The following is a 26,933-nucleotide window of genomic DNA, read 5'->3' as shown; positions in this document are numbered from 1 at the left end:
TAACAATTCTAGTATCTTAAGAATTAGTAATATAATTTTACATTGAGTTATTTAACCTAAAATTAACTGTGCCAGAAGACTTTCGTTTAATTGTAGATTTAGTCCTTGTCCTTGCCGCTGCAACTATTGGCGGACTTCTAGCCTCCTTACTGCGACAACCTGCGATTTTAGGATATTTGATTGGCGGGATCATTGTTGGCCCTGGTGGATTAGGGGTGATTAAAGAGTTAATTCAAGTTGAAACCCTGGCTCAATTTGGAGTGGCATTTCTGCTATTTGCTTTAGGGGTAGAATTCTCTTTTGCGGAGTTAAAAAAAGTCCAAGGGATTAGTTTAGGAGGCGGCGGGTTACAAATTATCTTTACGATATTAATTACCGCCCTAACTATGGGGATTTTAGGTTGGGATACTTCTCCCATTCAAGGCATATTTTTAGGAGCGATTTTATCCCTATCTTCAACGGCCGTTGTCCTGAAATGTTTGATGGAACGCAATGAAATGGCGACTCCTTCAGGACAGATTATGTTAGGGATTTTGGTGGTACAGGATTTAGCTTTGGGATTAATGTTAGCGGTATTACCAGCTTTAAATCAACCCCAAGGAGGAGTTATTTTTGAAGCGGTGGGGCGATCGCTTTTATTAATTGGATTATTCGCTTTAGGGGCCGTAGTTGCGGGAATTTGGGTGATTCCTAAACTATTACAATTCTTAGCAAAAACCGAAAGTAAAGAACTATTTTTATTAGGAGTTGTTGCTCTATGTTTAGGAATTGCGCTGTTAACAGAACATTTAGGATTTTCGATTGAAATGGGGGCTTTTGTAGCCGGGTTAATGATTTCTGAAGTAGAATATGCCGATCAAACCTTAACCTATGTGGAACCGATTCGCGATATTTTTGCGGCTTTATTTTTTGTCGCGGTGGGGATGTTAATTGATCCGGTGTTTCTCTGGGAACATTTAGAACTAATTATTGGTTTAATGTTGCTAATTGTCGCCGGAAAAACCTTAATTATTATTCCAATTGTTAAACTATTTGGCTATTCTTGGCGAACTTCAATTATTACCGGATTAGGACTGGCTCAAATTGGAGAATTTTCTTTTGTTTTAGCCAGTGCGGGACAAGGATTAGGGTTAGTGTCCCGACGGGTTTATTTATTAATTGTGGGGACAACGGCTTTAACCTTAATGATTACCCCGTTTATTTTGCAATTTGCCCCAAAATTATTAGATTGGATTGAGGAAAAATGGGATTTATCTAACCTTTTAGAAAATAGTCAAAAAATCACTAATATTGCTGAAGATTTACCGCAACAAAACCATATTATTGTCTGTGGATATGGTCGGGTTGGTCGTAATTTAGTTCGACTTTTACAAAGTCATAATTATGCGGTTATTGTCATAGATCAATCGGAAAAAACCGTACAGGAATTAAGAAATAATCAGATTCCTTATTTATATGGAAATGCAGCTAGTTTGCACGTTTTAGAAGCCGCTGGGGTGGATCGGGCGGCATCCATGGCGATCGCCCTTCCTGACCCCATGAGTACCCGATTATGCTTAAAAAGATCATTGGAATTTTCGCCTAATTTAGATGTAATTGTGATCGCAGATCGGGATAAGGACATTGAGTTACTATATCAATTAGGGGCGAAAGAAGTAGTACAACCCGAATTTGAAGCCAGTTTAGAATTATCAAATCATGTCTTAACAAAAATGGGGTTAGGAGGGGATAAAATTCAACAGGAAATGCAGAAAATTCGTCAAAGTCAGTATTCGGATTTTCGTCCAAAACAATCGGCTCAAGAAGTGGCGCGAGATTTACAGCAAGCTACCCAAGAAATGAATAGTAAATGGTATGCTTTACCTACTAATTCTCCTTTGATGGGAATGACTTTGGAAGAAAGCAATATCCGTCCGATGACGGGAATTAGTATCATGGCTATTCGACGCTTTACGGGAGAAGAAATTGATTATCCCGATGGTCAAGTTCGTTTGGAAAAAGATGATAAGTTATTGGTGGTGGGGGAAGCCGCCGCTTTAGAAACTTTGGATCAATTGGCGAAAGGGGAAGTCACAATTCCGGCGGAAAGTATTTCTTGTCAATGGTTAAATATTCCAGAAAATAGTCAGGTGATCGGTAAATCTTTATCTAAATTAGATTTAGCAAATCGGTTTGGGGTACAAGTTCAAGCCCTACGTCGAGAGGATAAATTTTATCGCTGGCCGAATCGAAGTTTGGATTTAGAAGCGGGCGATCGCCTATTATTATGTGGGAGTTTTCATGATTTAAACCAAGCCCGGAGAGAAATGATTCCAATTAATATTCCGTCCTTAAAAATTTTAAAGGAAATTGAAATAGTTGAGGGTTGATCCGCGGGTATTTTAAGATATTGAAAGGGGTGTAGGGGAGAAGATCTCATACACCCTAAACTTAAAATAATTGTCCCCCTCGAAAACGCCAGTAAGGAAATAAAATTCTCATCACACTTTGGGAAGTAATAAAAATAGCAATCCACACACAACTATAGTGGTAAATAAATATTCCTAAATTAAATTCTGATGCAGAAAGACCGGGTAAACTAATTGTTTTGATCAGAGTTACTAGAAATAAGGCTTCCCAAATTCCTGCTAAGAGTTGAAAAGCACCTGGCCAATCTCGATCCCAGCGAAATTGTTGGATTTTAATATAGAGAATGTCCCAAAAAAAGCCAAAACAGGTAATATATCCTAAAACCCAAAAGTAAATTGATCGGGGTTGATCACCAATTTTTAGCCCCAAAAAGGCTAAGGTTACTAAAACACCAATGGTTGCAAATAAGAATAGACGAGTTTGCCAGCGTCCGATTAATGTTGGAGTCATGGGAGTAACAATTAAAAATTTTAGAGAATATTATTGTTAATTTTTATTAAAAATCCTGATCCGATATGGTTCTAATCAACTATAATAACATATTAGAATATTGATAGTATTGCACCCGGATTCAGCGCCCACTAGGATGGGCGTTTTTTTATTTTCAAATATATTGTAAGAGTGAAATCTATCATAATTGAGTTTTTAATTGTCAATTATCCTAATACTATTCGGTGAAATAACTATGTTAACTCGGTCGCCAATTTTAAATTGTTGTAACTGATCTTGATGCCAATTTTGTAGGCGAATAATCATTATAATTTTATCAGTTAAACGCACTCCATAACGGGTATCTGTTCCCAGATAAACAGATTCTTCTATTGTTCCTTCCCAGGTTTGTACATTTTGATAATTTCCTAAATTTTCATGGGTCTTAGGATAGATAGTTACTTTCTCAGGACGAATGACTAAATTAATTATTTGTCCTGGTATAATCGGTTGAGATACTGTCAAATGAATCGGGATTTGTTCATCAATTAAAGCAGTAATTTGTTGTGCTTTGGTTTCGGTTACTTTTGCCGTGAAAAAGTTAGTTTCTCCAATAAAATCAGCAACGAATTTAGTCTGAGGATATTCATAAATTTCCATCGGGTTTCCTACTTGTAATAATTCTCCATGATTCATAATTCCAATTCGATCAGATAGGGTTAGAGCTTCTTCTTGATCATGAGTAACGTAAACAAAAGTAATCCCTAATAGTTGCTGCATTTTTTTGAGTTCTAACTGCATTTCTTTTCGCAATTTTAAATCTAAAGCCCCCAAAGGTTCGTCAAATAATAACACTTTTGGTTGTTTAACTAATGCTCTAGCTAAAGCGACCCGTTGTTGTTGTCCACCGGATAGTTGACGGGGATAACGAGTTTGAAAATCGGTTAATTTAACTAACGATAATGCTTCTAAAACTCTACTTTTAATTTGGGGACGGGGCAAATTTTCCATTTCTAGTCCAAAAGCTATATTTTCCGCGATGGTTAAATGGGGAAATAAGGCATAATTTTGAAAGACGGTATTAACTGGACGATGAAAGGGAGGACTATTTTTCATCGGTTGTTGATGAATTAAAATTTCCCCTGAAGTGGGATATTCAAATCCAGCAATCATTCTTAATGTTGTGGTTTTTCCGCAACCAGATGGCCCTAATAAGGAGAAAAATTCCCCGGTTTTGATTTGCAAATTCAATTGATTAACAGCCAAAAAATCCTTGCTATTTAATCCTTTAAATAACTTAGAAACGTTCAATAATTCAACAGCAGCATTCATGTTACCCATTACCCATTACCCATTACCTATTACCCATTCCCCACACCAGCTTTAATTTCTGTCCAAGCTTGATCATATAATTGGGTGGCTTCTCCTAAATCTTGGAGATATTGGAGTTTATCAAAAATTTCTGGGGGGGGATAAATCCCAGGATTTTTTAAGTTTTCAGCGTCAATTAATTTTTGATCAATAGCAACTTTATTGGGGGAAGCATAATCAATAAAATTAGAGATTTTAGCACTATTTTCCGGTTCCAAAATAAAGTTAATAAAGGTTTCGGCGAGTTTTTTGTTAGGTGCGCCTTTGGGAATAACCATATTATCCATACCAATAATACTTCCCTCTTTGGGAATAACATATCGCAAATCGGGATTTTCTGCCATAACTTGAAAAATATCCCCACTATATTCCATGGTTAAATTAACTTCTCCTTGATTTAATAATTGTTGACCTGTATCGGGGGCAAAAGCCGCAATATTATCTTTATTTTTAATTAGGAAATCTTGGGCTTTTTTGATTTCTTCGGGTTTTTTTGTATTGGGACTATAGCCTAAATACATTAAAACAGCCCCCATTGTATGGCGCATATCATCTAATAAAGCCACTTTACCTTTATATTTAGGATCAATTAAGGCTGACCAACTATTAATTTCTTCTCCGGTTTTTTTGAGATTATAGCCAATTCCTAACGTGATCCATTGATAGGGAATACTATATTTATTTCCCGGGTCATAGGGAGGATTTAGAAACTTAGGCTCAATGTTTTTAATATTAGCAATATTAGCCGGATCTAATTCTTCTAACATTTGCTCTTTTACCATGATTTTAACCATATAATCAGGGGGAAATGCCACGTCATAACCTGGGTTTCCGGCTTTTAATTTAGCATAAAGACTTTCGGCACTATCATAAGTATCATAATTAACTTTAACTTGATATTTTTGTTCAAAGGCTTTAAGAACTTCGGGGTCAATATAGGTTGACCAGTTATAAATATTGAGAACATTTGCTGTAGGCGCAGTCGGGGGTGTGCTGGACTGATTAGCTGTGCAGCCAAAGGGTAAAAATACACCTAAACAAAATAGCAGAATTAAGGTTAAAATTCGTTTCATGTTCTATAAGTCAATATCAACGTTTAGGGTGAGTTATGGGTTGATTAATTTTAAATACAAGTAATGCGAGGGTCACTGCTTGCTATTTTACCTTGACTCCATCTTGTAATTTTAAAGATGATATTACCAGGAAAAGAGAAGCGAGTAACATTAAAGTTGAAATGGCATTAATAACTGGACTGACGGATAATTTAATCATTCCATATACAAATAAAGGTAGGGTAGTTGCACCTACTCCAGTTGTAAAAAAGGTGACAACAAAATCATCCAAAGAGATTGTAAAAGCTAATAATGCACCACTTAAAATAGCGGGGAAAATTAAGGGAAAGGTAATGCGCCAAAAGGTTTTCCATTCATTAGCTCCTAAATCTAACGCTGCTTCTTCTAAAGCTGGATCTAAGTCAGATAAACGCGCCCTAACCGTAATAGTAATAAAGGCAATACTAAAGGTGGCATGACTAATAATTACCGATGGTAAGCCTAAAGTCAAGTGAATTCCGGTAAGATTTTCTAGGATTCTAAAAACTAAGGTAAAAAAGACTAATAGGGAAACGCCTAATGTAATTTCAGGAATAATAATAGGCAATAATAATAACGCTTCTAATAATTTAGATCCTGGAAATCGAAAGCGTTCTAAAGCTAAGGCTACCATTGTTCCTAAAATGGAGGCTATTAAGGTGGAAGCGATCGCAATAATTAAGCTATTTTGCAAGGAATCCCAGAGACTTTGGGTAGAAATATCGGCGGTACTTTCTGTTAAGCCACTGAATAACTTTTGATACCATTTCAACGTAAATCCTGTCCAATTTGAATTAAATCGAGAGTCATTAAAGGAATAAATGATTAAAATTAAAATCGGTAAATAAAGAAAGGAAAAAACTAGGGTAGCCTGTATTTTTAATCCGGTTTCCCCCCAAGTATGAATAAAATTATCTAGGGTTTTAATGTTCATTGTTTTAATATAAACTATCTGTGTTAGAGCTTCTAAAATAAATCATAACAGGAATTAATACTAATACCATTAATCCCATTGATAAAGCCGAACCAAATGGCCAATCTCGGGCTTGTAAAAATTGATTTTGAATTAAATTTCCCACCATAACTGTTTTTGCTCCTCCGAGAATATCCGGGGTAATAAATGCACCTAAAGCTGGGATAAAAACTAGAATAGATCCGGCGATAATTCCGGGTAAAGTTAGGGGTAAAATAATTCCAAAAAATGTTCTAATATGGTTTGCACCTAAATCTTGAGCCGCTTCAACTAAAGAAAAGTTTAATCGTTCAATGGTAGCATATAATGGTAGGATCATAAAGGGTAAATAACCATAAATTAAACCAACAATAACGGCAAAGGGAGTAAAAAGTAAATTCAGAGGTTCTTGAATTAAACTTAAACTTTGTAAAATGGTATTAATCATTCCTTCAGAACGAAGAATAATTATCCACGCATAGGTTCTAACTAGAAAGTTTGTCCAGAAAGGAATAATCACTAAAAATAATAACAGGTTTCGCCAACGGGTCGAAGAAGTGGCAATAAAAAAGGCTAAGGGATAACCAATAATTAAACAAATTAAGGTGGTTAAGGAGGCAAGTCCTAGCGATCGCCAAAAAATATTCAGGTATAAATCATTGACTAATCGTTGATAATTTTTTAAGGTAAATTCCCAGGTAACTCCCCCATAGGTTCCTCGTTCTAAAAAACTATAAACTAAGACAATAATCAGAGGAATAATAAAGAAAATTAGTAACCAAATTGTAGCAGGAAGTAATAGGATTAATAGATTTCTGGTTTTTCTAGTTTCTAGGGTAGAATGGGACTGTTTTTTGAGTAAAAAATCCATAAATTAAAATCAATAATATTGAATTAAATCGGTTATAACCTCAACAAATGACGAATAAAGGTTCAAGAGTTGATTTTAGCTCCAAGATCAGCTATGATGCAACCGGAAAACACTATCCAGCTAAAATTTGCTGTGAGTTGCCGTGCAAACGCTTCAAATACCCGAATCTGGTCATCCACTGGTCAAATCCCTATTTCATCATAAAGACCAGGAATTGTTAACTCTGTTTCAGAATTATCCTGATCAGGGGAAATACTTTGTTGCTATTTTCTGCCGTTACGGTTTAATTGTCTATACTTTAATTCGTCATTCAGTGCGATCGCCTGTACAAGCGGATTATTTATTCTCTCAAACCTGGCGACATATTTTTTATGAAATGCGTCCGTTAAATTTAAGAGAACAAGACAGCACAGAGGGGGGAAATACCCTACAAAATTGGTTAATTAATGTTACCGCAGTTTGTATTAATCAAGGGGAGTTACCTCCTGTGGAATCTATCCAATATTCCTTATCAGCAGCGCCGCCTCCTCTTTGGTGTTATGTCGGATTAGTGTTAGATAGAATGGAACCTTTATTAAGGTTAATTCTGGTAATGGCACAAACCTTTCATTGGAGTGAAACTCGAATTTCTGCTTATTTACAAGCTGAAGGTGAGTTGGTTTCTCCCAATGAAGTCAAGGAACTCTTAAAAGGAGGCTATCGCACCTTAGATGAAAGTTTACCTGCTGATATTCGGGAAATTTATTTCAATGAAAATAGCCCAATTTTTACCCCAGATCCCGATATCAATCAACAGATTTTAAAGTCTTAAATTTAGAGGTGCGGTAGCCGAATCTAAATTAATTTAAAAATACCGATCCTGCTTCTGTAATATTCATGGATCTTGTATCAAGACTAAAATTGTTTGTGACTTCAAATTGCACTTCTAAAACTCCAGGAGAAGTTTGCTTAGGTATGACTAATAAAGAACCTCCATCCTGGCGTTGATAGGTAAGTGTAATTGGGGGTGAACCTTGGACTTGAATTGTGGCATTTTTGGCTAATAATTCTTGACGAGTTCCTCCAATTAGTTGATATTGAATGGGTGTATTACTGTTATTAATTAACTTAATAGTGACTATTCCATTTACAGCACCAACTCTCGCACTGGGTAAGGGAAATCTAGGGGGAAGATCATCTTTTTCTGAATTAGAGTTAGAATTGGGTTGGGTAGTTGCAGGGGCGGCTTGGGGTCGTGTGGGTTTCCCAGGAGGAGGGCCACCTGCTAAGGCGATCGCCGATAGACTTGTAAACACTTCACCAATAGCAAGTATTAAGACGATCAAACGGGATACAGTTGCTTTCATGATTCGTTGTCCTTTAATCTTTACAAAATTTATGATCAGTTGATGTGAACCAGTTTAAGCTAAATTATCAATTTAAGGATAGAATATTGATAATTGTTCTATAATCAATGTATCATCCTGATCCAATTTGCCCAAATAGGTAACAGGTTAAAACACAATATTGTGATCATTTTCCCTATGCAATTGCTCAAAAAATTTCCTATTTTTACTTTAGCATTGAGTGTTTTTATTATCTCGGTTTTGACACTTACACAACCGATATTCGCCTCTCGCCAGACCCATAGGTTAATTGCTCAATCCATGCCCATTATTCCCGCTAAAATTGTATTTCTAACCCCTCAAATTCCTTCTCAAACCATCATTAAACCATCTTTGAGTCTCAATCAAATCTCTCCTACCTTAGCCTCGAACTGGACAACTGATCATAGCAACAGCCCAATTAGAGGATGTAATTGTCCTCAGTGTCAGTTAACGGTTTAATTTGACTAAACTGTATTACTTCTGGTGTTAACTGAAATTAAAAACAACATCAGAAGTTTTCCAATGGGTAGCACTATAATAATTTAGATGCTTAACAACTTATAGCAGTTGCCGCATCTATTAGGACATTCTTGAAAGCTAAAAGCTGCTCACAGTAAGTATTTACAAGAGTGCCCATTGCCTATTCCCTATTGCCTCTTGCTATAACAGTTTTCAACTAAACCCAAAGAATTTTCTAATTTATCTAAAATAATATCGGTTACAACTTTAATTCGATAACGACAGGCCATGGTTTCACTACAGGCGAAAGTTCCATTTTCCCAATATTTATTACTTCCCGCACCGCCCCCACAAACTCCAAAATATTCACAGGTTTCACTACATAATTTAATTCCTTCCTGCATATCTGCATAAATTTTCTGGAATTTTTCTGTATCACAAACTGATTCAAAACTATCTTTTAATACATTTCCTAAAATAAAATTGCCATAAGGTTCAATATTCACCGATAATAATTCGGGGTCAAAGGTAGAAAAATTCCCTTGATAATCAATATTAATTAAAACAAAAGGGTTATTCATATCCGTTTGAGTCAAACGGGAATTAGAGTAAATTAAACCACAAATTGCTTCAAATTCTCTCAGGTTAAATTCTCCCTGCACTTCTGAGGTTAATTCCCAAAAACGCTGCATAAATGCACGATATTTTTCCGATGTCCCCACAGCTTCTAAAGTTGATGATTGATTTACTCCTTCAATTTCTTCTAAATTAAATCCCACATCATAAATCCCATTATCCCTGAAAAAATTAAAGATTTCATCAGCATAATTCAGGGAATCTTGAGTAACAACGGAAATCACATAAAAAGGAATATCGTTTTTTTGTAAGAAAGAAATTCCTCGCATAGTTTGGGCGTGACTTCCTGTTCCTTTTCGGGTTTGGCGATGGGCGTCATGGATGAATTGGGGCCCATCTAAACTCACCCCGACACAAATATTATGTTCTTGAATAAAATCACACCATTTTTGATTAATATATGTGCCATTTGTTTGAACTGAATGCCAAAATTTTACTTGTTTTTGATTGTATTTTTGATCGGCTTCTTGAATTAGTTGAAATGCCGATTCATAAAAAGAAATCGGAACCGCCAAAGGCTCTCCAGCGTGCCAACAAACGGTAAATTCATCACCTAGAAACGGAGAGGTGAAGATATTTTTAAAGATAGGTTCTATTAAATCTAAGGATAGGGTATTTTTCAAGTCTCGGTTAGGTAAATAACAATAATCACAATTGAGATTACAAAAAGATGTGCCTTGAATTACGACTAAATTAATCGGGCCAAATTTGCTAAGATCAATCTTTTTAGGATTTAATAAAGTTGGATTTATCATTGATTTTAATTAATTTAAAAGTATTAAAAAATTAGCGTTGCTGGAAATCACAACGCTTTTTGAGAGAGAAAAAATCTAACGGAAATTCACAAAGCGCCCCCCATCACCCCAACCATTGCGCCAGTTATTCCCATTGCGCCAACTACCCCCATTTCCCCAGGAGCCGCCACCTCCGCGATTAATCCAGCCTCCCCGTCCCCCACCATTTCCCCAGACTCCCCTGGCGATTTGTTCTCCGGGTTGTAGTGCTTCCGTTTTTTCTTGCAATTGGTTTTCTCGCTGTTTTAAACTCTCTGTGATTCTTGACAAACGGGACTCAATTGTTGTAGATAGGATGGCTGAATCTGTTGTTTGGACTGTGGCATTAGCCGCCGGAATATTTAAGGCACTTAGAGCCAAGAAAAAGCCAACTAATCCTATTTTTGTGCTAATTTCCAAAATGGTTACTCCTTTTATTAATAAATTTCATGGCACTATAGCATAAATTTTGATATCAAGCGCCAAGAGCCAAGAAAAAGCCCACTAATCCAGTTTTTGTACTAATGCTCAAAATGGTTAATCCTTTTATTGATAATTTTTATTGCACTATAACATAAATTTTGATATAATCGGGTGGGTTTTCTTAAGAAAACTTGATTAAAGTTGTGTGAGGAAAAAAATGATTTTATCTAAAAAAATTGCGATCGCTGCTTTGAGTGCTGTTTTGTCCCTGGGTCTATCAAGTCCGGCTTGGGCAGAAACAGTAATGGAAAAAGTAGCCCGAACTGGGGTATTAACTGCCGGAGTTCAGACGGATTTTATTCCCCTTTCCTATGTCAATGATCAGGATGAATTAGTTGGTTATTCCATTGATATTCTGAATCAAATTAAAGCCCAACTTGCCAAGGATTTAGGACGGGAAATCACTTTAGAACTGGTTCCTATTAGCATCGGTGATCGGATTCCCAAGGTATTATCGCGGGATGTTGATATTGTCTGTGAGGATGTGACTTTTACATGGAATCGCGATCGCTATGTCGATTTTTCTGTGAGTTATGGGGTGACAGGAACCCGGTTATTAGTTAAAAAAGGAAGTAATTTAGGCACACCAGAATCCTTGGTAAATCGGCAAATTGGTGTATTAGAAAATGGCAGCAGTGAATCAACTATACAAGTCGTACAACCCCAAGCCAAAATAGTCAGATTTAAGACTATTGGCGAGGGAATTGCCGCTTTAGAACAGGGTAAAATTGATGCTTTTGGTTCCGATGGGGTTTTGCTAGAAGGGGCTCGACAGACCCTCCCTAACCGTGATGCTTTAGAAGTAGTTCCTAATCTTCCCTATGCCCGGGAAGGAATTGCTTGTATTGTCCCTGAAAATAATTCTGCTTTTTTAGATCGGGTAAATTTTGCGATCGTAAAATTGATGCAAGGTTATGTCATGGGAGATAAAGAATCAGTGGCTATTGTCGATCAATGGTTTGGAAAAGATGGTGTGATCACAATAGATAATGATTTAATCAAAAATTACTTTCAAGGTGTAATTAACTCCAGGGAACAAATCAAACTTAACTAAGTAGGTGATTATAACTGTTCGTTGTTGTGCTTTAGCACTCTTAAGTAGGGTATAAAGCCCAACAACAGAATTTATTATAGAAATATGATATTCATATTTATCGGGTAACAAATAGCGGTATTATAGAAGTTGTAACCACTGAATTATGAGTTGATCAGAATATGACTGAACCTAAAAGCGAAAAGTTAACTCGGGCTTTAAATCAATTAATTGAGGAACATGGGATTAAAAATCTTGTGCATTCTTTAGCCCATCATTGTTTTAAAGAAGCAGAATTTTTGCGGCAAGATCGGAGTACAGATCTAGCTCAAAATTGGCAAGATATTGCGGAGAAACTGCAAAAAGTTATGGAAAATCAGGAATCCTGATGATGATGTGGCAATCTTAAATAGATTGTAATATCTTATTGTAAGGTTTTGGAGTTCAAACCCTTTTCATGCTTGGGGTTTAGAGACCAAACCCCTACAGTTTTCTCATTTATTTAATTAAACCTAGATAGTACAATCTTTTCCTCCCTATTCCCTATTCCCTATTCCCTATTCCCTATTCCCTTAATAATATGACCAGTTCACAACCGTTGTTTTCAGATATTAGCCAACATTGGGCGCGTCCGTTTATTCAACGTTTGCAAGCTCAAGGTTTAATTAGTGGATTTAAAGATAACACATTTCGCCCCGACAAAAATCTAACCCGTGGGGAATTTGCTACTATTTTAAAGGTGGCATTTCCCACTTCTATTAAACGTGAATATATCCCATTTAAGGATGTACCCAAGGAGTTTTGGGCGGCGGAAGCAATTAAAATTGCCTATCAATCTGGCTTTATTTCGGGGTTTCCTGATGGACAGTTTCTTCCTCAAAGTCCGGTGACTCGCTTACAGGTTTTATTGGCTTTAGTTTCGGGTTTGAATTTACCTCAAGGAGAGAGTTTAAACTTAAAAAATATTTATGAAGATGGGGATACCATTCCTAGCTATGGGACTCAGGCCATGATTACAGCCACTCGTTGTGAATTGGTAGTTAATTACCCCTATCCCCAACTTTTTAATCCTAATTCTAATGCAACTCGGGGAGAATTGGTTAGTATTATTTATCAGGCTTTAGTGTTACTAAAAAAAGTTAATCCAATTATTTGTCCCTATATTATATCCTTAGCTCACCCCGGAATTATTAAAACAGGAACCCATCTTTCTGTTAATGGGAGAAAATGGAAATTACCCTGGAGTCAATGGAATTCAGGAATTGCTACAAATACCGGAATTAGTGATAAAGGAATTATCCAAGTTTTAGGAATTAATCCCTTAAATACAACGGAATTTAGTCTTCAACCCTTGAATTGGTTTGCTTTGCATTCAACTCCGGGGACTTTTTTTGATGCCGAATATCGTTATCTAAAAATTGATCAATTAGCAGAATTATCAGCCTGGGATTTGGAAATTCAAGAAAATACCCTTAATATTATTTCTAAACTAGGTACTATTCAAGCCATAAATTTTGAAGAACGTGCTAATATTTCTCAAATGACAATAACATTAAATCAACCGACTCCCTGGGAAATCTATCAACAAAATACGCAATGGGAAGTTGTTGTAGATGGAATTACAAATCCAACAATTGCTAAACCCTTTCAATACCCGACTCAACCTACACCCACTTCTGGAACTTCCGAACAGCAAAATGAAGGAGAAACCGCAGTAACAACTCAAAAACCCTCTCGCCCTTTGGTAAAAATTACGAATAATCAAACAATGATTCAAGGAACTTTGCCCGATGGTTATGGGGTGAAAGTTTCTACCTTGAATAATCCCAATCGTATTGTAGTTGAATTGCGCCAAGATGCCTTAATAGAAAGGGATATTACCTGGGTAAAAGGATTGCGTTGGCGACAACAATATATTACTTTAAATAATAGCCGTTTTCCCGTGGTTTGGTTAATTGTAAATTCGGATTTTGGCTTGACTTTACGACCAATTTGGGCAAGTCAAACGGGAATGAAAGGCATTGACAGTTTAGCCAAAACCGTTGATAATAGTCAATGTATAGGGGCAATTAATGCCGGATATTTTAACCGGAATAATCTTTTACCTTTAGGAGCAATTCGGCGGGAAAACAAATGGTTTTCGGGGCCAATTTTAAACCGAGGAGCGATCGCTTGGAATGATAGAGGACAGTTCAAAATTGCTCGTTTAAGTTTAAAAGAAACCCTGATTTCATCATCGGGACAGACCTTAGATTGTGAATTACTCAATACCGGATATGTGAAAGCTGGAATAGCTCGTTATACTCCCGACTGGGGCGAAAGTTATACCCCATTAACCGCCAATGAAATTATAATTGTGGTAGAAAATAATATTGTTAAACAACAACTCGAACAAACAAATACGACCGCCACTATTCCTATTCCTAAAACTGGTTATTTATTAACCTTACGTTCATTTCGTAGCGTTTTAAATTCCTTTTCTGTGGGCACATCTATTCAAATTCAATCCCAAACTACGCCTTCAGATTTTAATTCCTTTCCCCATATTTTAGGCGGCGGGCCATTATTATTACAAAACGGCCAGGTGGTGGTAGATGCGATCGCCGAAGGGTTTAGTCCCGCCTTTGCCGATCAGTCTGCCATTCGCAGTAGTGTCGGGATCACCGCCAAGGGAGAATGGTTGATTGCCACCGTCCATAACCGCGTCGGAGGGGTGGGGGCCAAATTAACCGAAATGGCACTCTTAATGCAGCAATTAGGAGCCACTGATGCGTTAAATTTAGACGGGGGAAGTTCGACGAATTTAGTCTTAGGAGGTCAACTTTTAAACCGCATCCCCGATACCGCCGCCCCAGTTCACAATGGTTTAGGGGTATTTCGGCGCTAAAAAACCCCAAGTTAGAGATATATGTTAAGCTGTAGCACTAATATAGATTCTTAGCTAAATTCTTAATTGCGGACTCCTGCCATGATCACTCCCAGTGAGTTGAATTACTATTATAAAGTGTTAGATCTGAAGCCTGGAGCCTCCTTAGAATTGGTGGATCAGGCCTATAAAGACTTAGCATTTATTTGGCATCCCGATCGCATTCCTGAAGAAAATCAACGATTAAAAAAAATCGCTGAGGAAAAACTCAAGGAAATTAATCAAGCTAGGGAAAAATTGCGTTCTTTATTGCGTCGATCAAGTTCAAATTCAACTCAACATTCCTCAACTGTTTCCCGTGCAGAATCCCATTCCAGAGCCTCCTCAAATAGTACAGGAAATTCCTATACCTATCAAAAACCCTATTCCAATTATCAATCCTCTACCTATCAAAGCCAAGTAAAAACCTCGGAAAATAATAATTTTCAACGCCCTCCAGCCAGTAAACCTCCGGTTACGCCCAAACCGCCAACTCCCCCCGCACCAACGCCTCCCCCCGCTAGACCGACGGAATTAAGTGGATTAAGTTTTAAAGGTGCGGATTTAAAAGAAAGGGATTTTTCCAGTCGCAATTTAAGCGGTGCGGACTTAACTGAAGCCGATTTAAGTGATGGGTTTCTGCATAAAGTTAACTTAAGTGCCGCCTGTTTATATAAGGCGAATTTGTTTAGGGCGAATTTTTTACAGGCTAATTTAACCTATGCTAATTTAAAAGAAGCTAATTTAATTGGGGCTGATTTAAGTGGTGCTGATTTAAGATGTGCAGATTTAACCGGGGCCAAGGTAGGAATTGGGGATAAAATTATGGTGAAACTAACTGGAGCTAAATTAGAAGGTGCTATTTTACCCGATGGTAGTGTTCATATTTGATTTAGATCTACCTAAATAAATAAATAAATTGATCGAAACTTGAAAATAATCAGCTAGTGCTTGCGCTTGTGTCTTACTGATAGAACGTTTATTATTAACAACATCAGAGACCACATCACTTGCTCCAATAACACCTACTAAATCCCCTTCACAAGTTCCAGTAACTTAGATCAAATGCTGTAGAATTTGATCAGGTGTAGACTCATCAATGGGATACATTTCTGATTCGTAAGTTTCAATTAACTGAACCAGTAATTTTAATAATACTCGTTCTTCAGGGGTGAGAGTTTTACTAAAAGTTAATCGTTCAACAATTGCTAAAATCCGATCATATTCCTCCTCGGTTTCAATCACTTGAGGGCGGATTTCAGCTAATAGGTTGCTATAAAGAATTTTATCAATAGTGAGGGTCATTTTTTCAACTTCTAACCTAAATAGGCTTGTCTAACTCGTTCATCTATTAATAAATCAGAGGCTTTACCCGTGAGGGTTAAATATCCGGCTTCTAAAACATAACCTCGATTCGCAATTTCTAATGCTAAATGGGCATTTTGTTCCACTAATAAAATTGTAACACCGGATTGATTTAATTGACGAATTACCGAAAAGATTTCTCTAACAATTTGAGGGGCTAAACCTAAACTGGGTTCATCTAATAATAATAACTGAGGACGACTCATCACCGCCCGGGCGATCGCTAACATTTGCTGTTCTCCACCGCTTAGGGTTCCGGCTAATTGATGTTTGCGTTCTGCTAACCGAGGAAAAATCATAAATTGTTTTTCAATATCTGCTTTAATTCCTAAGCGATCGCTGCGAGTATAAGCCCCTAATTCTAAATTGGTTAATATGGTTTGTTGAGCTAGAATTCGGCGACCTTCTGGACTTTGGGCGATTCCCATTTTCACGACTTGATCTGGACGTAGATCAGTAATATCTTTTCCTTGATAAATAATTTTTCCTTGGCGGGGATTAACTAATCGAGAAATGGTTTTTAAGGTGGTACTTTTCCCGGCTCCATTGGCTCCAATTAGAGTAACAATTTCTCCTTGATTAACAATAATATTAATCTCTTTTAATGCTTGAATTGCACCATAATTAACCGATAGACTAACTAATTCTAACATAATTTATTCATCTCCTAAATAGGCTTCAATTACCGCCGGATTATTTCTCACCATTTCCGGTTCTCCTAAAGCAATTAATTTTCCAAAGTCTAACACCGCAATGCGATCGCATAACCCCATCACTAAGGGTACATGATGTTCAATTAAAATTACTGTTAATTGAAATTGATCTCGAATTTTTCTAATTAAATCACTGAGTTCTTTTTTCTCACTAGGGTTCATACCCGCCGCAGGTTCATCTAATAATAACAATTTCGGTTCTAAGGCTAAAGCACGAGCAATTTCTAAGCGTCTTTGGTCGCCATAAGCAAAATTACGAGCTTTTTGTTCAGCCCTTTCTGCTAATCCAAATATATCTAATAATTCCCTGGCTTTTTGATAGTTTTCCTGTTCTATTCTTCTCCCTTTTGGTAAGCCTAAAACCCCTGAAACTAGATTAGCTTGATTATGGATATGACGAGCAATCACAACGTTTTCTAAAGCTGATAAATTGCCAAATAACCTAAGATTTTGAAAGGTTCTGGCTATCCCTTTTTCAGCAATTTGATAGGGTTTTAATTGAGTAATAGAATTATTTTGATAAATCAATGATCCTTGGGAGGGAGGAATTAACCCTGTAATTAAATTAAATAACGTAGTTTTTCCCGCCCCATTAGGGCCAATTAAACCAAATATTTCTTGATCTTGAACTGAAAACGAAACCTGATCAACGGCTAATAATCCCCCAAAATATCGGGTTAAACCTTGGACTTCTAAAAGGGGTTTTAAGGTGGATGAACTCATTTTTAACCCTTAACTGATTGTTTATTCAAGAGTCCCCGCCAGGGATTTTTTCGGGTAATTTGGTTTAATAATTCTGGAGTAATTAAACCTTGAGGATAAAAAATTGATCCCAAAACTAATAACACCCCAAAAATAATTAAACGCCCTTCCCGTAAGAATTGGGCTAACCAGAAGGGTAAACCACTAATTTCTCCCATTCCCCGTAAAACTTCCGGTAAAGCGGTGAGAATAATTCCCCCTAAAACTGGCCCCCAAAAGGTTCTTGACCCGCCAATTAAAACAAACGCTAAATAAATAATACTACTATCAAAGGTTCCTTGACGAGCATTCCAAGTATTAAGAAAATGGGCGCTAATAGTTCCCACTAATCCCGCTAAAATTGCCCCCAAGGTAAAGGATAACACTTTATAATGGGTAGGATTAACCCCCATAGAATCGGCGGCTAATTCATCTTCTCGAATTGCACTAAAAGCGCGTCCGGCTTTAATTTTTTCTAAGCGATATAAGAATATCATACTCAGAATTAATAGGGGAATTGCCACCCATAAATATTCTAGGGGAGTTGCAAAGGGTTGGGGAATCCCAAAGATACCAACTGCACCTCCAGTTATCTCTAGATTTAAGGCTAAAACCCGTAAAATTTCGACTAAAGCAATAGTTGAAATGGCTAGATAAATTCCTCGTAATCTCAATACTGGAATGCCTAATCCTATGGCTAAAATAGCAGAAATTATGGCAGTGATCAATAGTTCTAAAAACAAAAAAGGTAAGGGAAAAATAGTCCCTTTAAATTTAAAAACCTGGGTAGATAAAATCGCCGCAATATAACCCCCTAACGCATAAAATCCAGGGGTTGCTAAGGAGAGTTGACCCGCCATTAAGGGTAAATAAACGGATAACCCTAAAATCGCTCCAAATAACATAGAAACGATTAAAAACCCGTAGGTGTTCAAAAAATTAATCATGGAATGAATTATACCTTTTGAATGCGTTTACGTCCTAATAATCCCTGGGGTCGAATTAATAGCATTATTAATAGAATAGCAAAGGAAATCGCTTCTCGATAACCGGAAAAATCGGCGGGAACAAAAGCTTCTGCTAACCCTAATAATAATCCCCCAATTACAGCCCCTGGAATACTTCCTAACCCCCCTAAAACGATTACTCCTAACCCCTTTAAACCGAAAGCAATGCCAAAATAAGGCCCCGCAATACTCACACTAGATCCTACCAAAGTTCCGGCGAGTCCCGCTAAAAATCCACTGACAAAAAACGTTAATATAATAAACTGTTCCGGGTTAATTCCTAATAAACTGGCGGTAATTTCATCCTCAGCCACCGCTTGTAAGGCTTTACCAATCTTAGTTTTATTTACCAGATAGGTTAATAAAGCCACGATGACCATACAAACCGTAAAAATAATCACCTGAACGCTTCTAATCATAATCGGTTTTGTGGCTGTACCGAAATTAATTGCTGCGGGAATATTGCCATAAATATTATCAGGAAATGTGTAAATTTCTGCCCCGACTAAATATTGAATTGTATTCACAATCACCACCGCAGCCCCCAAACTGGAAACCAAGGTTAATAGGGAATCAGCCCCTCTAACTCTCAAGGGTCTAAAGGCTAATCTTTCCAAGACAATTGAGGCTAACCCGGCTAAAATACTCCCTAGAATTAAGGCTATAAAAAACGGGAATTGAAAGGGTAACTTACCATTGGCTAATAATCCATTAAACCCAAAAACGCCCCCGGATAAGATATAGGTAAAATAAGCTCCCAAGGTAAAAATAGCACCATGGGCAAAATTAATCACCCCTAAAATCGAAAAAACTAGAGTGTAACCCAAGGCAAAAATAGCATAAACACTCCCAATTGATAAACCATTTAAAAATGATTGTAGGAAAAAATTAAAATCCATCTATATAGGGAATTACGAATTACGAAAACCAGATAATACTTTTTAGAACCGTTCTCCTAAACCGAAGTGAATCCGACCATCTCCATTATTATTAATCCCATAATCAATCCGTACTGGCCCTAGGGGAGTTTGTAGGCGCACACCAACCCCATAACCGAAACCACTTCCGGGTTTATCCCGCACACCCCCAGGAGAGCCAGGAACTGTCCCCTGGGAACCTAAGTCCGTTGCCGCGTCCACAAAGAGCGCTCCGCCAAGAAACTTGGAAAACAGAGGAAAACGATACTCAATGGAGGCTTGGATAAAACTTCGGGTAGAAGCGATCGCCCCTTCTTCCCAACCCCGTACTGAAGTCGTCCCACCCAAGGGAAAGGCTTCATAGGGGGGTAAGTTCCCAATTACCGTACCTCCTTGGAAGTTAAAAGCAAAGGATTGATCGCCTTCGGGAATCAAACCGGATAGGAATTTCACCGGAATATAAAAAGTATATGCAGCCCGCAAACGGTTCATTAAAATACTTCCCGAACCTACCGGGATAGATTGTTCCGAACCAAAACGCACTAAATAACCGGAGGTGGGTTGTTGCTTATTGTTGCGGCGATCTCGAAGAAATCCAAACTGAACGGTGAATAAATCGTCTTTTCCACTCCCGCTATAACTGAGTTGATTCCCAAATTCATCGGTACGGTTAATGTTCCCATCGGAGTCCGTGATTTCCACCCGTTGATATTGGAATCCGACGGAAGCGACCCAATTGGGATCAGAAAAAACATTATCCGCATACGGACGAGTAAAACTAATACCTCCTCCAGTCCTCACTACCCGGGGGCGATCGCCATTGGCTAAGTAAACCTCTTTTGGCCCATTTTCAAAGACCACGGAAATTGTCCGACGTCTAAAAGCATTCACACTATAAGAGGTGCGATAGGGATCACCCGCAATCCAAGGATCGGTAAAGTTTAAATCCATTTGAAATACCCGATTTCCCGCCTCTAATTCCGCCCCTAAGCGTTGGTTATTTCCCCCTAAGTTAACTTCTTGATAACTCAAGGTTCCAAATAATCCGGCGGCGGAACTTACACCTCCCCCAAATGCGAGTGATCCGGTGGTTTTTTCGATCACATTCACAACAACTACCGCCTCCCGGGGATTATCTTTTCCGGGTTCTAATTCCAAGCGGACATCTTCAAAAATTCCCAAACCAAATACCCGAGCTAAATCCTGTTGTGCGGTTTTTTGGTTAAATACGTCCCCTGGTTTTAACTGAATTTCCCTGGTGATAATAAAGTCTCTGGTTCTTCCCGAAATTGGTTTTCCTTCTTCATCGGTTGCTTCTCCATCGCTATTCAGGAAACGCACCCCAATATTTTCAATTACCCCTTCTGCAACTTCTAGGTTAACAACACCTTCTTTTGTAACTTCAGGAGCGGCGACAACCTGCGCTAAAACATAGCCATTATCCTGATACCATTGATTGACTTTTTTAATTCCTGCTTCTATTTGATTCAAGTTGATGGTTTTATTCAATTGCTCGCCGAAACTTTCGTTAATAATTTCTTGGGGTAAAACCGTATTCCCTTGAATTACAACTTCTTTGAAGATGGGGTTTTCTTCGACTTCAAAAGTAACCCGTACTCCTAAAGGTGTATCTTCTGGAACAGCTTTGACATTTCGGAATAAACCTGTAGCGAAAATCGAATTAATATCTCTTTGTAATTGAGTTCGGGTTGTTGTTCGTCCAGGTTGGGTGGAAATAACGCTATATACTTTTTCAATTAATCCTTGGTCTTGGGTTCCTGTTACCGTAATTTCTCCGACTAATACTTCGGTTTCAGAGGGTGCGGGTGTGCTAGGAAGGGGGATAGTAGCAGGAGTTTCAGGTTGTATTGGAACTTCAGAATTAGGGGGTAAAGTTTCGGGTGTTGCTTGAGCAATAGTTAATGGAATTATGGGAGAAAATTGCGATATTTTTTCTAAATTTTTATTTAAACTCGGTTGAAATAAATCAGATTCAGGTAAGTTGGAATTAAGGGCGATCGCTTCTTCTGTTAATACTGGAAAGCTAAAATTACCGACTTTTTCAGTTTCAGCTTTATTCAGGATAATTCCTAAAGTCGAGAAATTATTAATTTCTGCAATTGCAATTTTTTCGGGAACTGGAGTTGGGAATTGGGCTATTTTTTCGGAATCTTTATGTAAACTTGGTTGAAATAAATCAGATTCAGGTAAGTTGGAATTGAGGGCGATCGCTTCTTCTGTTAATACTGGAAAGCTAAAATTACCGACTTTTTCAGTTTCAGCTTTATTTAGGATAATTCCTAAATTCGAGAAATTATTAATTTCTGCAATTGCAATTTTTTCGGGAACTAGAGTTGGGAATTGGGCTATTTTTTCGGAATCTTTATGTAAACTTGGTTGAAATAAATCAGATTCAGGTAAGTTGGAATTGAGGGCGATCGCTTCTTCTGTTAATACTGGAAAGCTAAAATTACCGACTTTTTCAGTTTCAGCTTTATTCAGGATAATTCCTAAATTCGAGAAATTATTAATTTCTGCAATTGCAATTTTTTCGGGAACTGGAGTTGGGAATTGGGCTATTTTTTCGGAATCTTTATGTAAACTCGGTTGAAATAAATCAGATTCAGGTAAGTTGGAATTAAGGGCGATCGCTTCTTCTGTTAATACTGGAAAGCTAAAATTACCGACTTTTTCAGTTTCAGCTTTATTTAGGATAATTCCTAAATTCGAGAAATTATTAATTTCTGCAATTGCAATTTTTTCGGGAACTGGAGTTGGGAATTGGGCTATTTTTTCGGAATCTTTATGTAAACTTGGTTGAAATAAATCAGATTCAGGTAAGTTGGAATTAAGGGCGATCGCTTCTTCTGTTAATACTGGAAAGCTAAAATTACCGACTTTTTCAGTTTCAGCTTTATTCAGGATAATTCCTAAATTCGAGAAATTATTAATTTCTGCAATTGCAATTTTTTCGGGAACTGGAGTTGGGAATTGGGCTATTTTTTCGGAATCTTTATGTAAACTTGGTTGAAATAAATCAGATTCAGGTAAGTTGGAATTAAGGGCGATCGCTTCTTCTGTTAATACTGGAAAGCTAAAATTACCGACTTTTTCAGTTTCAGCTTTATTCAGGATAATTCCTAAATTCGAGAAATTATTAATTTCTGCAATTGCAATTTTTTCGGGAACTGGAGTTGGGAATTGGGCTATTTTTTCGGAATCTTTATGTAAACTTGGTTGAAATAAATCAGATTCAGGTAAGTTGGAATTAAGGGCGATCGCTTCTTCTGTTAATACTGGAAAGCTAAAATTACCGACTTTTTCAGTTTCAGCTTTATTCAGGATAATTCCTAAATTCGAGAAATTATTAATTTCTGCACTGGCAATTTTTTCGGGAACTGAAGTTGGGAATTGGGCTATTTTTTCGGAATCTTTATGTAAACTTGGTTGAAATAAATCAGATTCAGGTAAGTTGGAATTGAGGGCGATCGCATCTTCTGTTAATACTGGAAAGCTAAAATTACCGACTTTTTCAGTTTCAGATTTATTCAGGATAATGGCTGAATTAGAAAAATCATTAGCTTCAGTATTGCTAATTTCAGATGAAACCTCGGTTGAAACTTGTTCTAATTTTTCTAAATCTTCTGTATTTTTACCTTTATTTAGACTAATATAATTTTCTGGTAAAACCTCTGATTCCGTAGGATTCAAAGAAGAATCTACAGCAGAATTAATTAGAGTTTGAGATGGATTAAATTCGGGTAAATTTTGAGAATATGAAGTATTAACCCAAGCATAGGAAACCTGGTTTCCTGTGGATTGACCTAGAGAAAAAGCTAGATCTGAATACGGCGATTTAGTTTTATTTAAAACTATTCCTTCAAAAGAATTAATAGGTGTAGAGGGAATACTCTGATTAACATCTAAAGATGGTTTTGCATGGGTTTCCGATTGGTTTAAACTCGAATTTATTGGCTCAAAAGCCTCTTTAGAACTGAGGGAACTTTCAGATTCTGAATAGGCGGTTTGACCATTTGCAGAGTTTGATAATCCAAACGTAGCTGAAGCAGTAAAAACCGCAACTAAGACGGGAGATAAACGCATGATACTCACTCTTTTAGACAATCCCACACCTACAATTTGTCGATCCTCAGCGAAGGCTTAGAGAGATGGTTACACCCGTTGCCATTGCTGCGACATCTGACATCTTAACAAGCTTTGACACTTCTACATCGAAAAACTTTGAAAATCACAGGTTGTGATACCCCCACACCCCATGACAACAGGATTTAGGGGGATCAAAATATTTAGCTTTATTCCGATGGATTGGAGCTATGCTCTAAAACCCGTTTAAGCACTTGTTGATACCCAGATTCAACATTTCCTAAATCTCGACGGAAGCGGTCTTTATCCAAAACTCTGCGGTCGGGGTCTGTTTCGGATTGATCCCACAAACGACAGGTATCAGGACTAATTTCGTCGGCGAGTACCAATTGACCCTGAGAAGTAATCCCAAATTCTAATTTAAAATCCACTAAAGTAATTCCACATTCATTAAAAAATCCCGATAGAATTTGATTAATTTGTAAGGATAACTGGGTAATTTTTTCCAACTGTTCCGGCGTGGCTAATTTCATTAATAATAGCCGTTCCCGTGTTAATAATGGATCGCCTAATTCATCATTTTTATAGCAAAATTCTACTAAAGTCGGTTCAATAATTGTACCCGCAGGAATCCCAGTTTGTTTACATAAACTTCCCGCCGCAATATTGCGAACAATCACTTCTATCGGCACAATTTTAACCCGTTTCACCCGCATTTCATTGGGGGTAGGACAATCAATATAGTGGGTCGGAACTCCTTTTGCTTCTAAACATTGAAATAGATGGCTAGAAATCGCATTATTAATTTCTCCTTTCCCTTGAATTGTCCCGCGTTTTTGAGCATTAAACGCCGTCGCATCATCCTTGAAATAGGCGAGTAATACTTCAGGTTCATCCGTTGGATAGATGATTTTAGCTTTTCCTTCGTAGAGTTTTTGGGGAGTAGACATAGAAATAGACTATTTAAAGGTTAAACAATTAATTATAAATCAGATTATATTTATTTTAACAGCTATTGTCGCTTAAGTGGCAATAATAATTCCTAATCTTTTTCGAGAATCACCCGATAAATAGCATCTGCAACTCGACTCACATCCACCATTTCTTTAACATCATGAACTCGTAAGATATCCGCACCATTAGCAATAGCTACCACACAGGTCGCCGCCGTCCCCCAAACCCTTTGTTTTGGGTCAGGTTGGTTTAAAATATGACCGATAAAACTTTTTCGAGATGTTCCGACTAAAATCGGACAATTAAGCGATCGCAATTTTGTTAAATTCCTCAATATTTCTAAATTCTGTTCAAAGGTTTTTGCAAAACCAATCCCCGGATCAATAATAATATTTTGAGGTGAAATTCCTTCGGCGATCGCTTCTTTAATTCTATCTTGTAAAAACCCTTCTAACTCCCCAATTAAATCCTGATAATCCGTCAAAGTTTGCATGGTTTTAGGCGTTCCTCGCAGGTGCATTAAAATAATAGGAACCTGCAATTGAGCCACCACAGATAACATTTTAACATCAAAAGTAGCCCCGGAAATATCATTAATAATATCCGCTCCGGTTTTAACTGCAACTTCCGCCACCTGAGAACGAGTCGTATCAACAGAAATCGGAATATTTGCCAATAATTGATTAGAACTATTTCTAATGGTTTCAATCACAGGAATAACCCGATTTAATTCTATTTCTAAACCCACAATTTCCGCCCCAGGACGGGTTGATTGTCCGCCAATATCAATAATATCAACTCCCGCTTCCACCATTTGTTGCGCTTGATGTAAAGCCCTTTCTAAACTATTAAAATTCCCACCATCGCTAAAACTATCAGGAGTTACATTCAAAACCCCCATAATATAAGTTCGTTTTCCCCATTCCAGACTTTTATTTCTAATATTTAAAGGGTTGAGAATAGTCATAAATTTTTATAGTTAATTACGAATTACGAATTACGAATGGGTAATAGGTAGCGGGAAAAATATAAGTTTGATCTATAAACTTTTTAACTGTAAACTCTTTAACTGATATAGCAACCGCCAAGGCAGTTAAGACACCAGACGGATCTTGGAACCCAGACGGTAAAGTGTTTTCCCCCGGTGTTCCCTGCCCCCCCAGCCCCCCGTGCACGGGGGGTTTGGGGGGGCTGTTCCGGTGTTCCCTGCTATAACTGATGACTGATAACTGATGACTGATAACTGATGACTGATAACTGATTATTGATAATTAACAATACGGGCAAAACCTTCTGGTTGTAAACTAGCGCCTCCAACTAAAGCCCCATCAATTTCTGGCTGTGCCATAATCTCATCAATATTATCAGGTTTGACAGAGCCACCATATTGAATAGTGACATTAGAATTGACTAATTTACTGCGAATTAAACCAATTACCCGATTCGCTTCAGTGGTTTCACAAGTATCCCCAGTTCCGATTGCCCAAATCGGCTCATAAGCAATGACTAAATTATTTTGATCAACCCCAATTAAATCCTTTTCCAACTGAGAGAAAATCACCCCTTCGGTGTCTCCAGCATCCCGTTGTTGTTTGGTTTCTCCCACACATAAAATGGGGGTTAAACCATGGCGTTGAGCCGCTCTAAGTCGCAAATTCACAGTTTCATCGGTTTCGCCAAAATATTGACGTCGTTCACTGTGACCGACAACAACATAACGGATACCAAATTCTAGTAACATCGGGCCAGAAATTTCCCCCGTGTAGGCTCCAGAATCTTCCCAATGTATGTTTTGAGCACCGGGGAAAATTCGACTCCCATGTAAACTTTTCGACATGACACCCAATGTGGTAAAGGGTACACACAGCACCACTTCCCTGTCTTCTGGAGTATCATCTAAATGATTAGTAAACCCTTGCAGAAACTCTTGAGCTTCCGATTGGGTTTTAAACATTTTCCAATTACCCGCAATAATTACTTTTCTCACCGTTAATGTAATTAACCTTAAAAAACAATAAAATCCTACCCTTCAGTTTAAAGCGTTAGGGTCAATTTTTATAGTCAGGGGGTCGGGGAGAGTTAAGAATCAAGTTCTGGGTTTTGTTTTTCAAAGGGATGGGTTATTGGCCAAATTCTAAGCGGGCTTGTTCCACCATTTCTGGGGTCACAATTCCTTGTTCGGCTTCCCTGGCCAGTTGTTCAATACGTTGTCTAGCCTGAGTCCGAACAAAATAGGGAATATTTTTCAGTTTGACCTTGGCTTCGGGAAGCCACTGGGGTTCATCGAAATAATCGGTATTAGCCATAAACTTAACAGTTACTTTGGAATCATAGTCTTATTTTACCTAGGGTT

Annotated in this window: 25 protein-coding genes; 7 read left to right on the top strand and 18 right to left on the bottom strand. The window is 37.6% G+C overall.

Features of this window, described 5'->3' with window-relative positions:
• Positions 1-68 precede the first annotated feature (68 nt).
• Complete coding sequence (locus NMG88_RS04340; protein WP_027249246.1) at positions 69-2,369, top strand: cation:proton antiporter domain-containing protein; 2,301 nt, start codon at positions 69-71, stop codon at positions 2,367-2,369.
• Between the two features lie 61 nt (positions 2,370-2,430).
• Here the strand turns inward: NMG88_RS04340 and NMG88_RS04335 are convergent, their stop codons facing one another.
• From NMG88_RS04335 to NMG88_RS04315, 5 genes are all read right to left on the bottom strand, one after another.
• A complete protein-coding gene (locus NMG88_RS04335; RefSeq protein ID WP_026794061.1) occupies positions 2,431-2,859 on the bottom strand; it encodes a hypothetical protein in 429 nt (142 codons plus the stop codon).
• 195 nt (positions 2,860-3,054) lie between these two features.
• On the bottom strand, positions 3,055-4,170 hold the full coding sequence (locus NMG88_RS04330; RefSeq protein ID WP_042152145.1) for an ABC transporter ATP-binding protein: 1,116 nt from the start codon (positions 4,168-4,170) through the stop codon (positions 3,055-3,057).
• A 29-nt stretch (positions 4,171-4,199) separates the two neighbouring features.
• Positions 4,200-5,282: an ABC transporter substrate-binding protein gene (locus NMG88_RS04325; protein WP_227397541.1), complete on the bottom strand. Its 1,083-nt coding sequence runs from the start codon at positions 5,280-5,282 to the stop codon at positions 4,200-4,202.
• 82 nt (positions 5,283-5,364) lie between these two features.
• Positions 5,365-6,234, bottom strand: a complete 870-nt coding sequence (locus tag NMG88_RS04320; protein ID WP_042152139.1) for an ABC transporter permease — start codon at positions 6,232-6,234, stop codon at positions 5,365-5,367.
• A gap of 4 nt (positions 6,235-6,238) precedes the next feature.
• On the bottom strand, positions 6,239-7,123 hold the full coding sequence (locus NMG88_RS04315) for an ABC transporter permease (RefSeq protein ID WP_042152135.1): 885 nt from the start codon (positions 7,121-7,123) through the stop codon (positions 6,239-6,241).
• 142 nt (positions 7,124-7,265) lie between these two features.
• Between NMG88_RS04315 and NMG88_RS04310 the strand changes: the two genes are divergently transcribed.
• On the top strand, positions 7,266-7,934 hold the full coding sequence (locus tag NMG88_RS04310) for a DNA-directed RNA polymerase sigma-70 factor (RefSeq protein WP_042152132.1): 669 nt from the start codon (positions 7,266-7,268) through the stop codon (positions 7,932-7,934).
• A gap of 28 nt (positions 7,935-7,962) precedes the next feature.
• Here the strand turns inward: NMG88_RS04310 and NMG88_RS04305 are convergent, their stop codons facing one another.
• Positions 7,963-8,469, bottom strand: coding sequence for a hypothetical protein (locus NMG88_RS04305; protein WP_036833625.1), 507 nt, complete (start codon positions 8,467-8,469; stop codon positions 7,963-7,965).
• A gap of 177 nt (positions 8,470-8,646) precedes the next feature.
• On the opposite strand from NMG88_RS04305, the gene NMG88_RS04300 reads away from it, so the two are divergent.
• Positions 8,647-8,949, top strand: coding sequence for a hypothetical protein (locus NMG88_RS04300; protein ID WP_026786602.1), 303 nt, complete (start codon positions 8,647-8,649; stop codon positions 8,947-8,949).
• A 188-nt stretch (positions 8,950-9,137) separates the two neighbouring features.
• Here the strand turns inward: NMG88_RS04300 and grrM are convergent, their stop codons facing one another.
• Both grrM and grrA read right to left on the bottom strand, forming a co-directional pair.
• A complete protein-coding gene (gene grrM, locus NMG88_RS04295) occupies positions 9,138-10,340 on the bottom strand; it encodes a cyclophane-forming radical SAM/SPASM peptide maturase GrrM/OscB (RefSeq protein ID WP_042152124.1) in 1,203 nt (400 codons plus the stop codon).
• A 75-nt stretch (positions 10,341-10,415) separates the two neighbouring features.
• Positions 10,416-10,778 carry a GrrA/OscA1 family cyclophane-containing rSAM-modified RiPP gene (gene grrA / locus NMG88_RS04290; protein WP_042152122.1) on the bottom strand — a complete coding sequence of 121 codons (363 nt, stop codon included), beginning with the start codon at positions 10,776-10,778 and terminating at the stop codon, positions 10,416-10,418.
• 220 nt (positions 10,779-10,998) lie between these two features.
• Here grrA and grrP point away from each other — a divergent pair, with 220 nt between their 5' ends.
• The 4 genes from grrP (at position 10,999) to NMG88_RS04270 (ending at position 15,670) form a co-directional block, all read left to right on the top strand.
• Positions 10,999-11,895, top strand: a complete 897-nt coding sequence (gene grrP / locus NMG88_RS04285) for an extracellular substrate binding-like orphan protein GrrP (protein ID WP_042152120.1) — start codon at positions 10,999-11,001, stop codon at positions 11,893-11,895.
• Between the two features lie 161 nt (positions 11,896-12,056).
• On the top strand, positions 12,057-12,263 hold the full coding sequence (locus tag NMG88_RS04280; RefSeq protein WP_027249251.1) for a hypothetical protein: 207 nt from the start codon (positions 12,057-12,059) through the stop codon (positions 12,261-12,263).
• Positions 12,264-12,454: 191 nt separating this feature from the next.
• Positions 12,455-14,761 carry a phosphodiester glycosidase family protein gene (locus NMG88_RS04275; protein WP_227381916.1) on the top strand — a complete coding sequence of 769 codons (2,307 nt, stop codon included), beginning with the start codon at positions 12,455-12,457 and terminating at the stop codon, positions 14,759-14,761.
• Between the two features lie 81 nt (positions 14,762-14,842).
• Positions 14,843-15,670 carry a pentapeptide repeat-containing protein gene (locus NMG88_RS04270; protein ID WP_227350142.1) on the top strand — a complete coding sequence of 276 codons (828 nt, stop codon included), beginning with the start codon at positions 14,843-14,845 and terminating at the stop codon, positions 15,668-15,670.
• A 165-nt stretch (positions 15,671-15,835) separates the two neighbouring features.
• Here NMG88_RS04270 and NMG88_RS04265 read toward each other — a convergent pair whose 3' ends face one another.
• The 10 genes from NMG88_RS04265 to NMG88_RS04220 all read right to left on the bottom strand — a co-directional run bounded on the left by NMG88_RS04265 (position 15,836) and on the right by NMG88_RS04220 (position 26,886).
• Positions 15,836-16,084, bottom strand: a complete 249-nt coding sequence (locus NMG88_RS04265) for a transcriptional regulator (RefSeq protein WP_227350141.1) — start codon at positions 16,082-16,084, stop codon at positions 15,836-15,838.
• A gap of 11 nt (positions 16,085-16,095) precedes the next feature.
• Entirely contained in the window at positions 16,096-16,797 is a 702-nt protein-coding gene (locus NMG88_RS04260; RefSeq protein WP_254035138.1) for an ABC transporter ATP-binding protein, read from the bottom strand.
• A gap of 3 nt (positions 16,798-16,800) precedes the next feature.
• Positions 16,801-17,580: an ABC transporter ATP-binding protein gene (locus NMG88_RS04255; protein WP_227350139.1), complete on the bottom strand. Its 780-nt coding sequence runs from the start codon at positions 17,578-17,580 to the stop codon at positions 16,801-16,803.
• Between the two features lie 2 nt (positions 17,581-17,582).
• Entirely contained in the window at positions 17,583-18,545 is a 963-nt protein-coding gene (locus NMG88_RS04250; RefSeq protein ID WP_227350138.1) for a branched-chain amino acid ABC transporter permease, read from the bottom strand.
• Between the two features lie 8 nt (positions 18,546-18,553).
• On the bottom strand, positions 18,554-19,504 hold the full coding sequence (locus NMG88_RS04245) for a branched-chain amino acid ABC transporter permease (RefSeq protein WP_026797796.1): 951 nt from the start codon (positions 19,502-19,504) through the stop codon (positions 18,554-18,556).
• 42 nt (positions 19,505-19,546) lie between these two features.
• Entirely contained in the window at positions 19,547-23,626 is a 4,080-nt protein-coding gene (locus NMG88_RS04240) for a BamA/TamA family outer membrane protein (RefSeq protein WP_254035137.1), read from the bottom strand.
• Positions 23,627-23,835: 209 nt separating this feature from the next.
• Positions 23,836-24,576, bottom strand: a complete 741-nt coding sequence (gene purC, locus NMG88_RS04235; protein WP_254035136.1) for a phosphoribosylaminoimidazolesuccinocarboxamide synthase — start codon at positions 24,574-24,576, stop codon at positions 23,836-23,838.
• A 92-nt stretch (positions 24,577-24,668) separates the two neighbouring features.
• On the bottom strand, positions 24,669-25,547 hold the full coding sequence (gene folP / locus NMG88_RS04230; RefSeq protein ID WP_042152097.1) for a dihydropteroate synthase: 879 nt from the start codon (positions 25,545-25,547) through the stop codon (positions 24,669-24,671).
• A gap of 294 nt (positions 25,548-25,841) precedes the next feature.
• Positions 25,842-26,567, bottom strand: coding sequence for a triose-phosphate isomerase (tpiA, locus tag NMG88_RS04225; protein WP_026786618.1), 726 nt, complete (start codon positions 26,565-26,567; stop codon positions 25,842-25,844).
• Positions 26,568-26,700: 133 nt separating this feature from the next.
• On the bottom strand, positions 26,701-26,886 hold the full coding sequence (locus NMG88_RS04220) for a PCP reductase family protein (protein WP_027249255.1): 186 nt from the start codon (positions 26,884-26,886) through the stop codon (positions 26,701-26,703).
• Positions 26,887-26,933 lie beyond the last annotated feature (47 nt).

The sequence above is a fragment of the Planktothrix agardhii genome, from assembly GCF_904830935.1.
Taxonomy (GTDB): Bacteria; Cyanobacteriota; Cyanobacteriia; order Cyanobacteriales; family Microcoleaceae; genus Planktothrix; species Planktothrix agardhii.
Note: the sequence above shows the minus strand (reverse complement) of the source record. Positions and strands in the feature narration are given on the sequence as shown.

Bases quoted from the DNA above. Each gene is read 5' to 3' on its own strand.
- NMG88_RS04335 (WP_026794061.1), bottom strand. From the start codon at position 2,859: ATGACTCCAACATTAATCGGACGCTGGCAAACTCGTCTATTCTTATTT.
- NMG88_RS04265 (WP_227350141.1), bottom strand. From the start codon at position 16,084: ATGACCCTCACTATTGATAAAATTCTTTATAGCAACCTATTAGCTGAA.
- NMG88_RS04260 (WP_254035138.1), bottom strand. From the start codon at position 16,797: ATGTTAGAATTAGTTAGTCTATCGGTTAATTATGGTGCAATTCAAGCA.
- NMG88_RS04240 (WP_254035137.1), bottom strand. From the start codon at position 23,626: ATGCGTTTATCTCCCGTCTTAGTTGCGGTTTTTACTGCTTCAGCTACG.
- NMG88_RS04280 (WP_027249251.1), top strand. From the start codon at position 12,057: ATGACTGAACCTAAAAGCGAAAAGTTAACTCGGGCTTTAAATCAATTA.
- NMG88_RS04220 (WP_027249255.1), bottom strand. From the start codon at position 26,886: ATGGCTAATACCGATTATTTCGATGAACCCCAGTGGCTTCCCGAAGCC.
- NMG88_RS04305 (WP_036833625.1), bottom strand. From the start codon at position 8,469: ATGAAAGCAACTGTATCCCGTTTGATCGTCTTAATACTTGCTATTGGT.
- NMG88_RS04255 (WP_227350139.1), bottom strand. From the start codon at position 17,580: ATGAGTTCATCCACCTTAAAACCCCTTTTAGAAGTCCAAGGTTTAACC.
- NMG88_RS04275 (WP_227381916.1), top strand. From the start codon at position 12,455: ATGACCAGTTCACAACCGTTGTTTTCAGATATTAGCCAACATTGGGCG.
- NMG88_RS04330 (WP_042152145.1), bottom strand. From the start codon at position 4,170: ATGAATGCTGCTGTTGAATTATTGAACGTTTCTAAGTTATTTAAAGGA.
- grrM (WP_042152124.1), bottom strand. From the start codon at position 10,340: ATGATAAATCCAACTTTATTAAATCCTAAAAAGATTGATCTTAGCAAA.
- folP (WP_042152097.1), bottom strand. From the start codon at position 25,547: ATGACTATTCTCAACCCTTTAAATATTAGAAATAAAAGTCTGGAATGG.
- NMG88_RS04250 (WP_227350138.1), bottom strand. From the start codon at position 18,545: ATGATTAATTTTTTGAACACCTACGGGTTTTTAATCGTTTCTATGTTA.
- NMG88_RS04320 (WP_042152139.1), bottom strand. From the start codon at position 6,234: ATGAACATTAAAACCCTAGATAATTTTATTCATACTTGGGGGGAAACC.
- NMG88_RS04315 (WP_042152135.1), bottom strand. From the start codon at position 7,123: ATGGATTTTTTACTCAAAAAACAGTCCCATTCTACCCTAGAAACTAGA.
- NMG88_RS04325 (WP_227397541.1), bottom strand. From the start codon at position 5,282: ATGAAACGAATTTTAACCTTAATTCTGCTATTTTGTTTAGGTGTATTT.
- grrP (WP_042152120.1), top strand. From the start codon at position 10,999: ATGATTTTATCTAAAAAAATTGCGATCGCTGCTTTGAGTGCTGTTTTG.
- NMG88_RS04270 (WP_227350142.1), top strand. From the start codon at position 14,843: ATGATCACTCCCAGTGAGTTGAATTACTATTATAAAGTGTTAGATCTG.
- NMG88_RS04245 (WP_026797796.1), bottom strand. From the start codon at position 19,504: ATGGATTTTAATTTTTTCCTACAATCATTTTTAAATGGTTTATCAATT.
- purC (WP_254035136.1), bottom strand. From the start codon at position 24,576: ATGTCTACTCCCCAAAAACTCTACGAAGGAAAAGCTAAAATCATCTAT.
- NMG88_RS04300 (WP_026786602.1), top strand. From the start codon at position 8,647: ATGCAATTGCTCAAAAAATTTCCTATTTTTACTTTAGCATTGAGTGTT.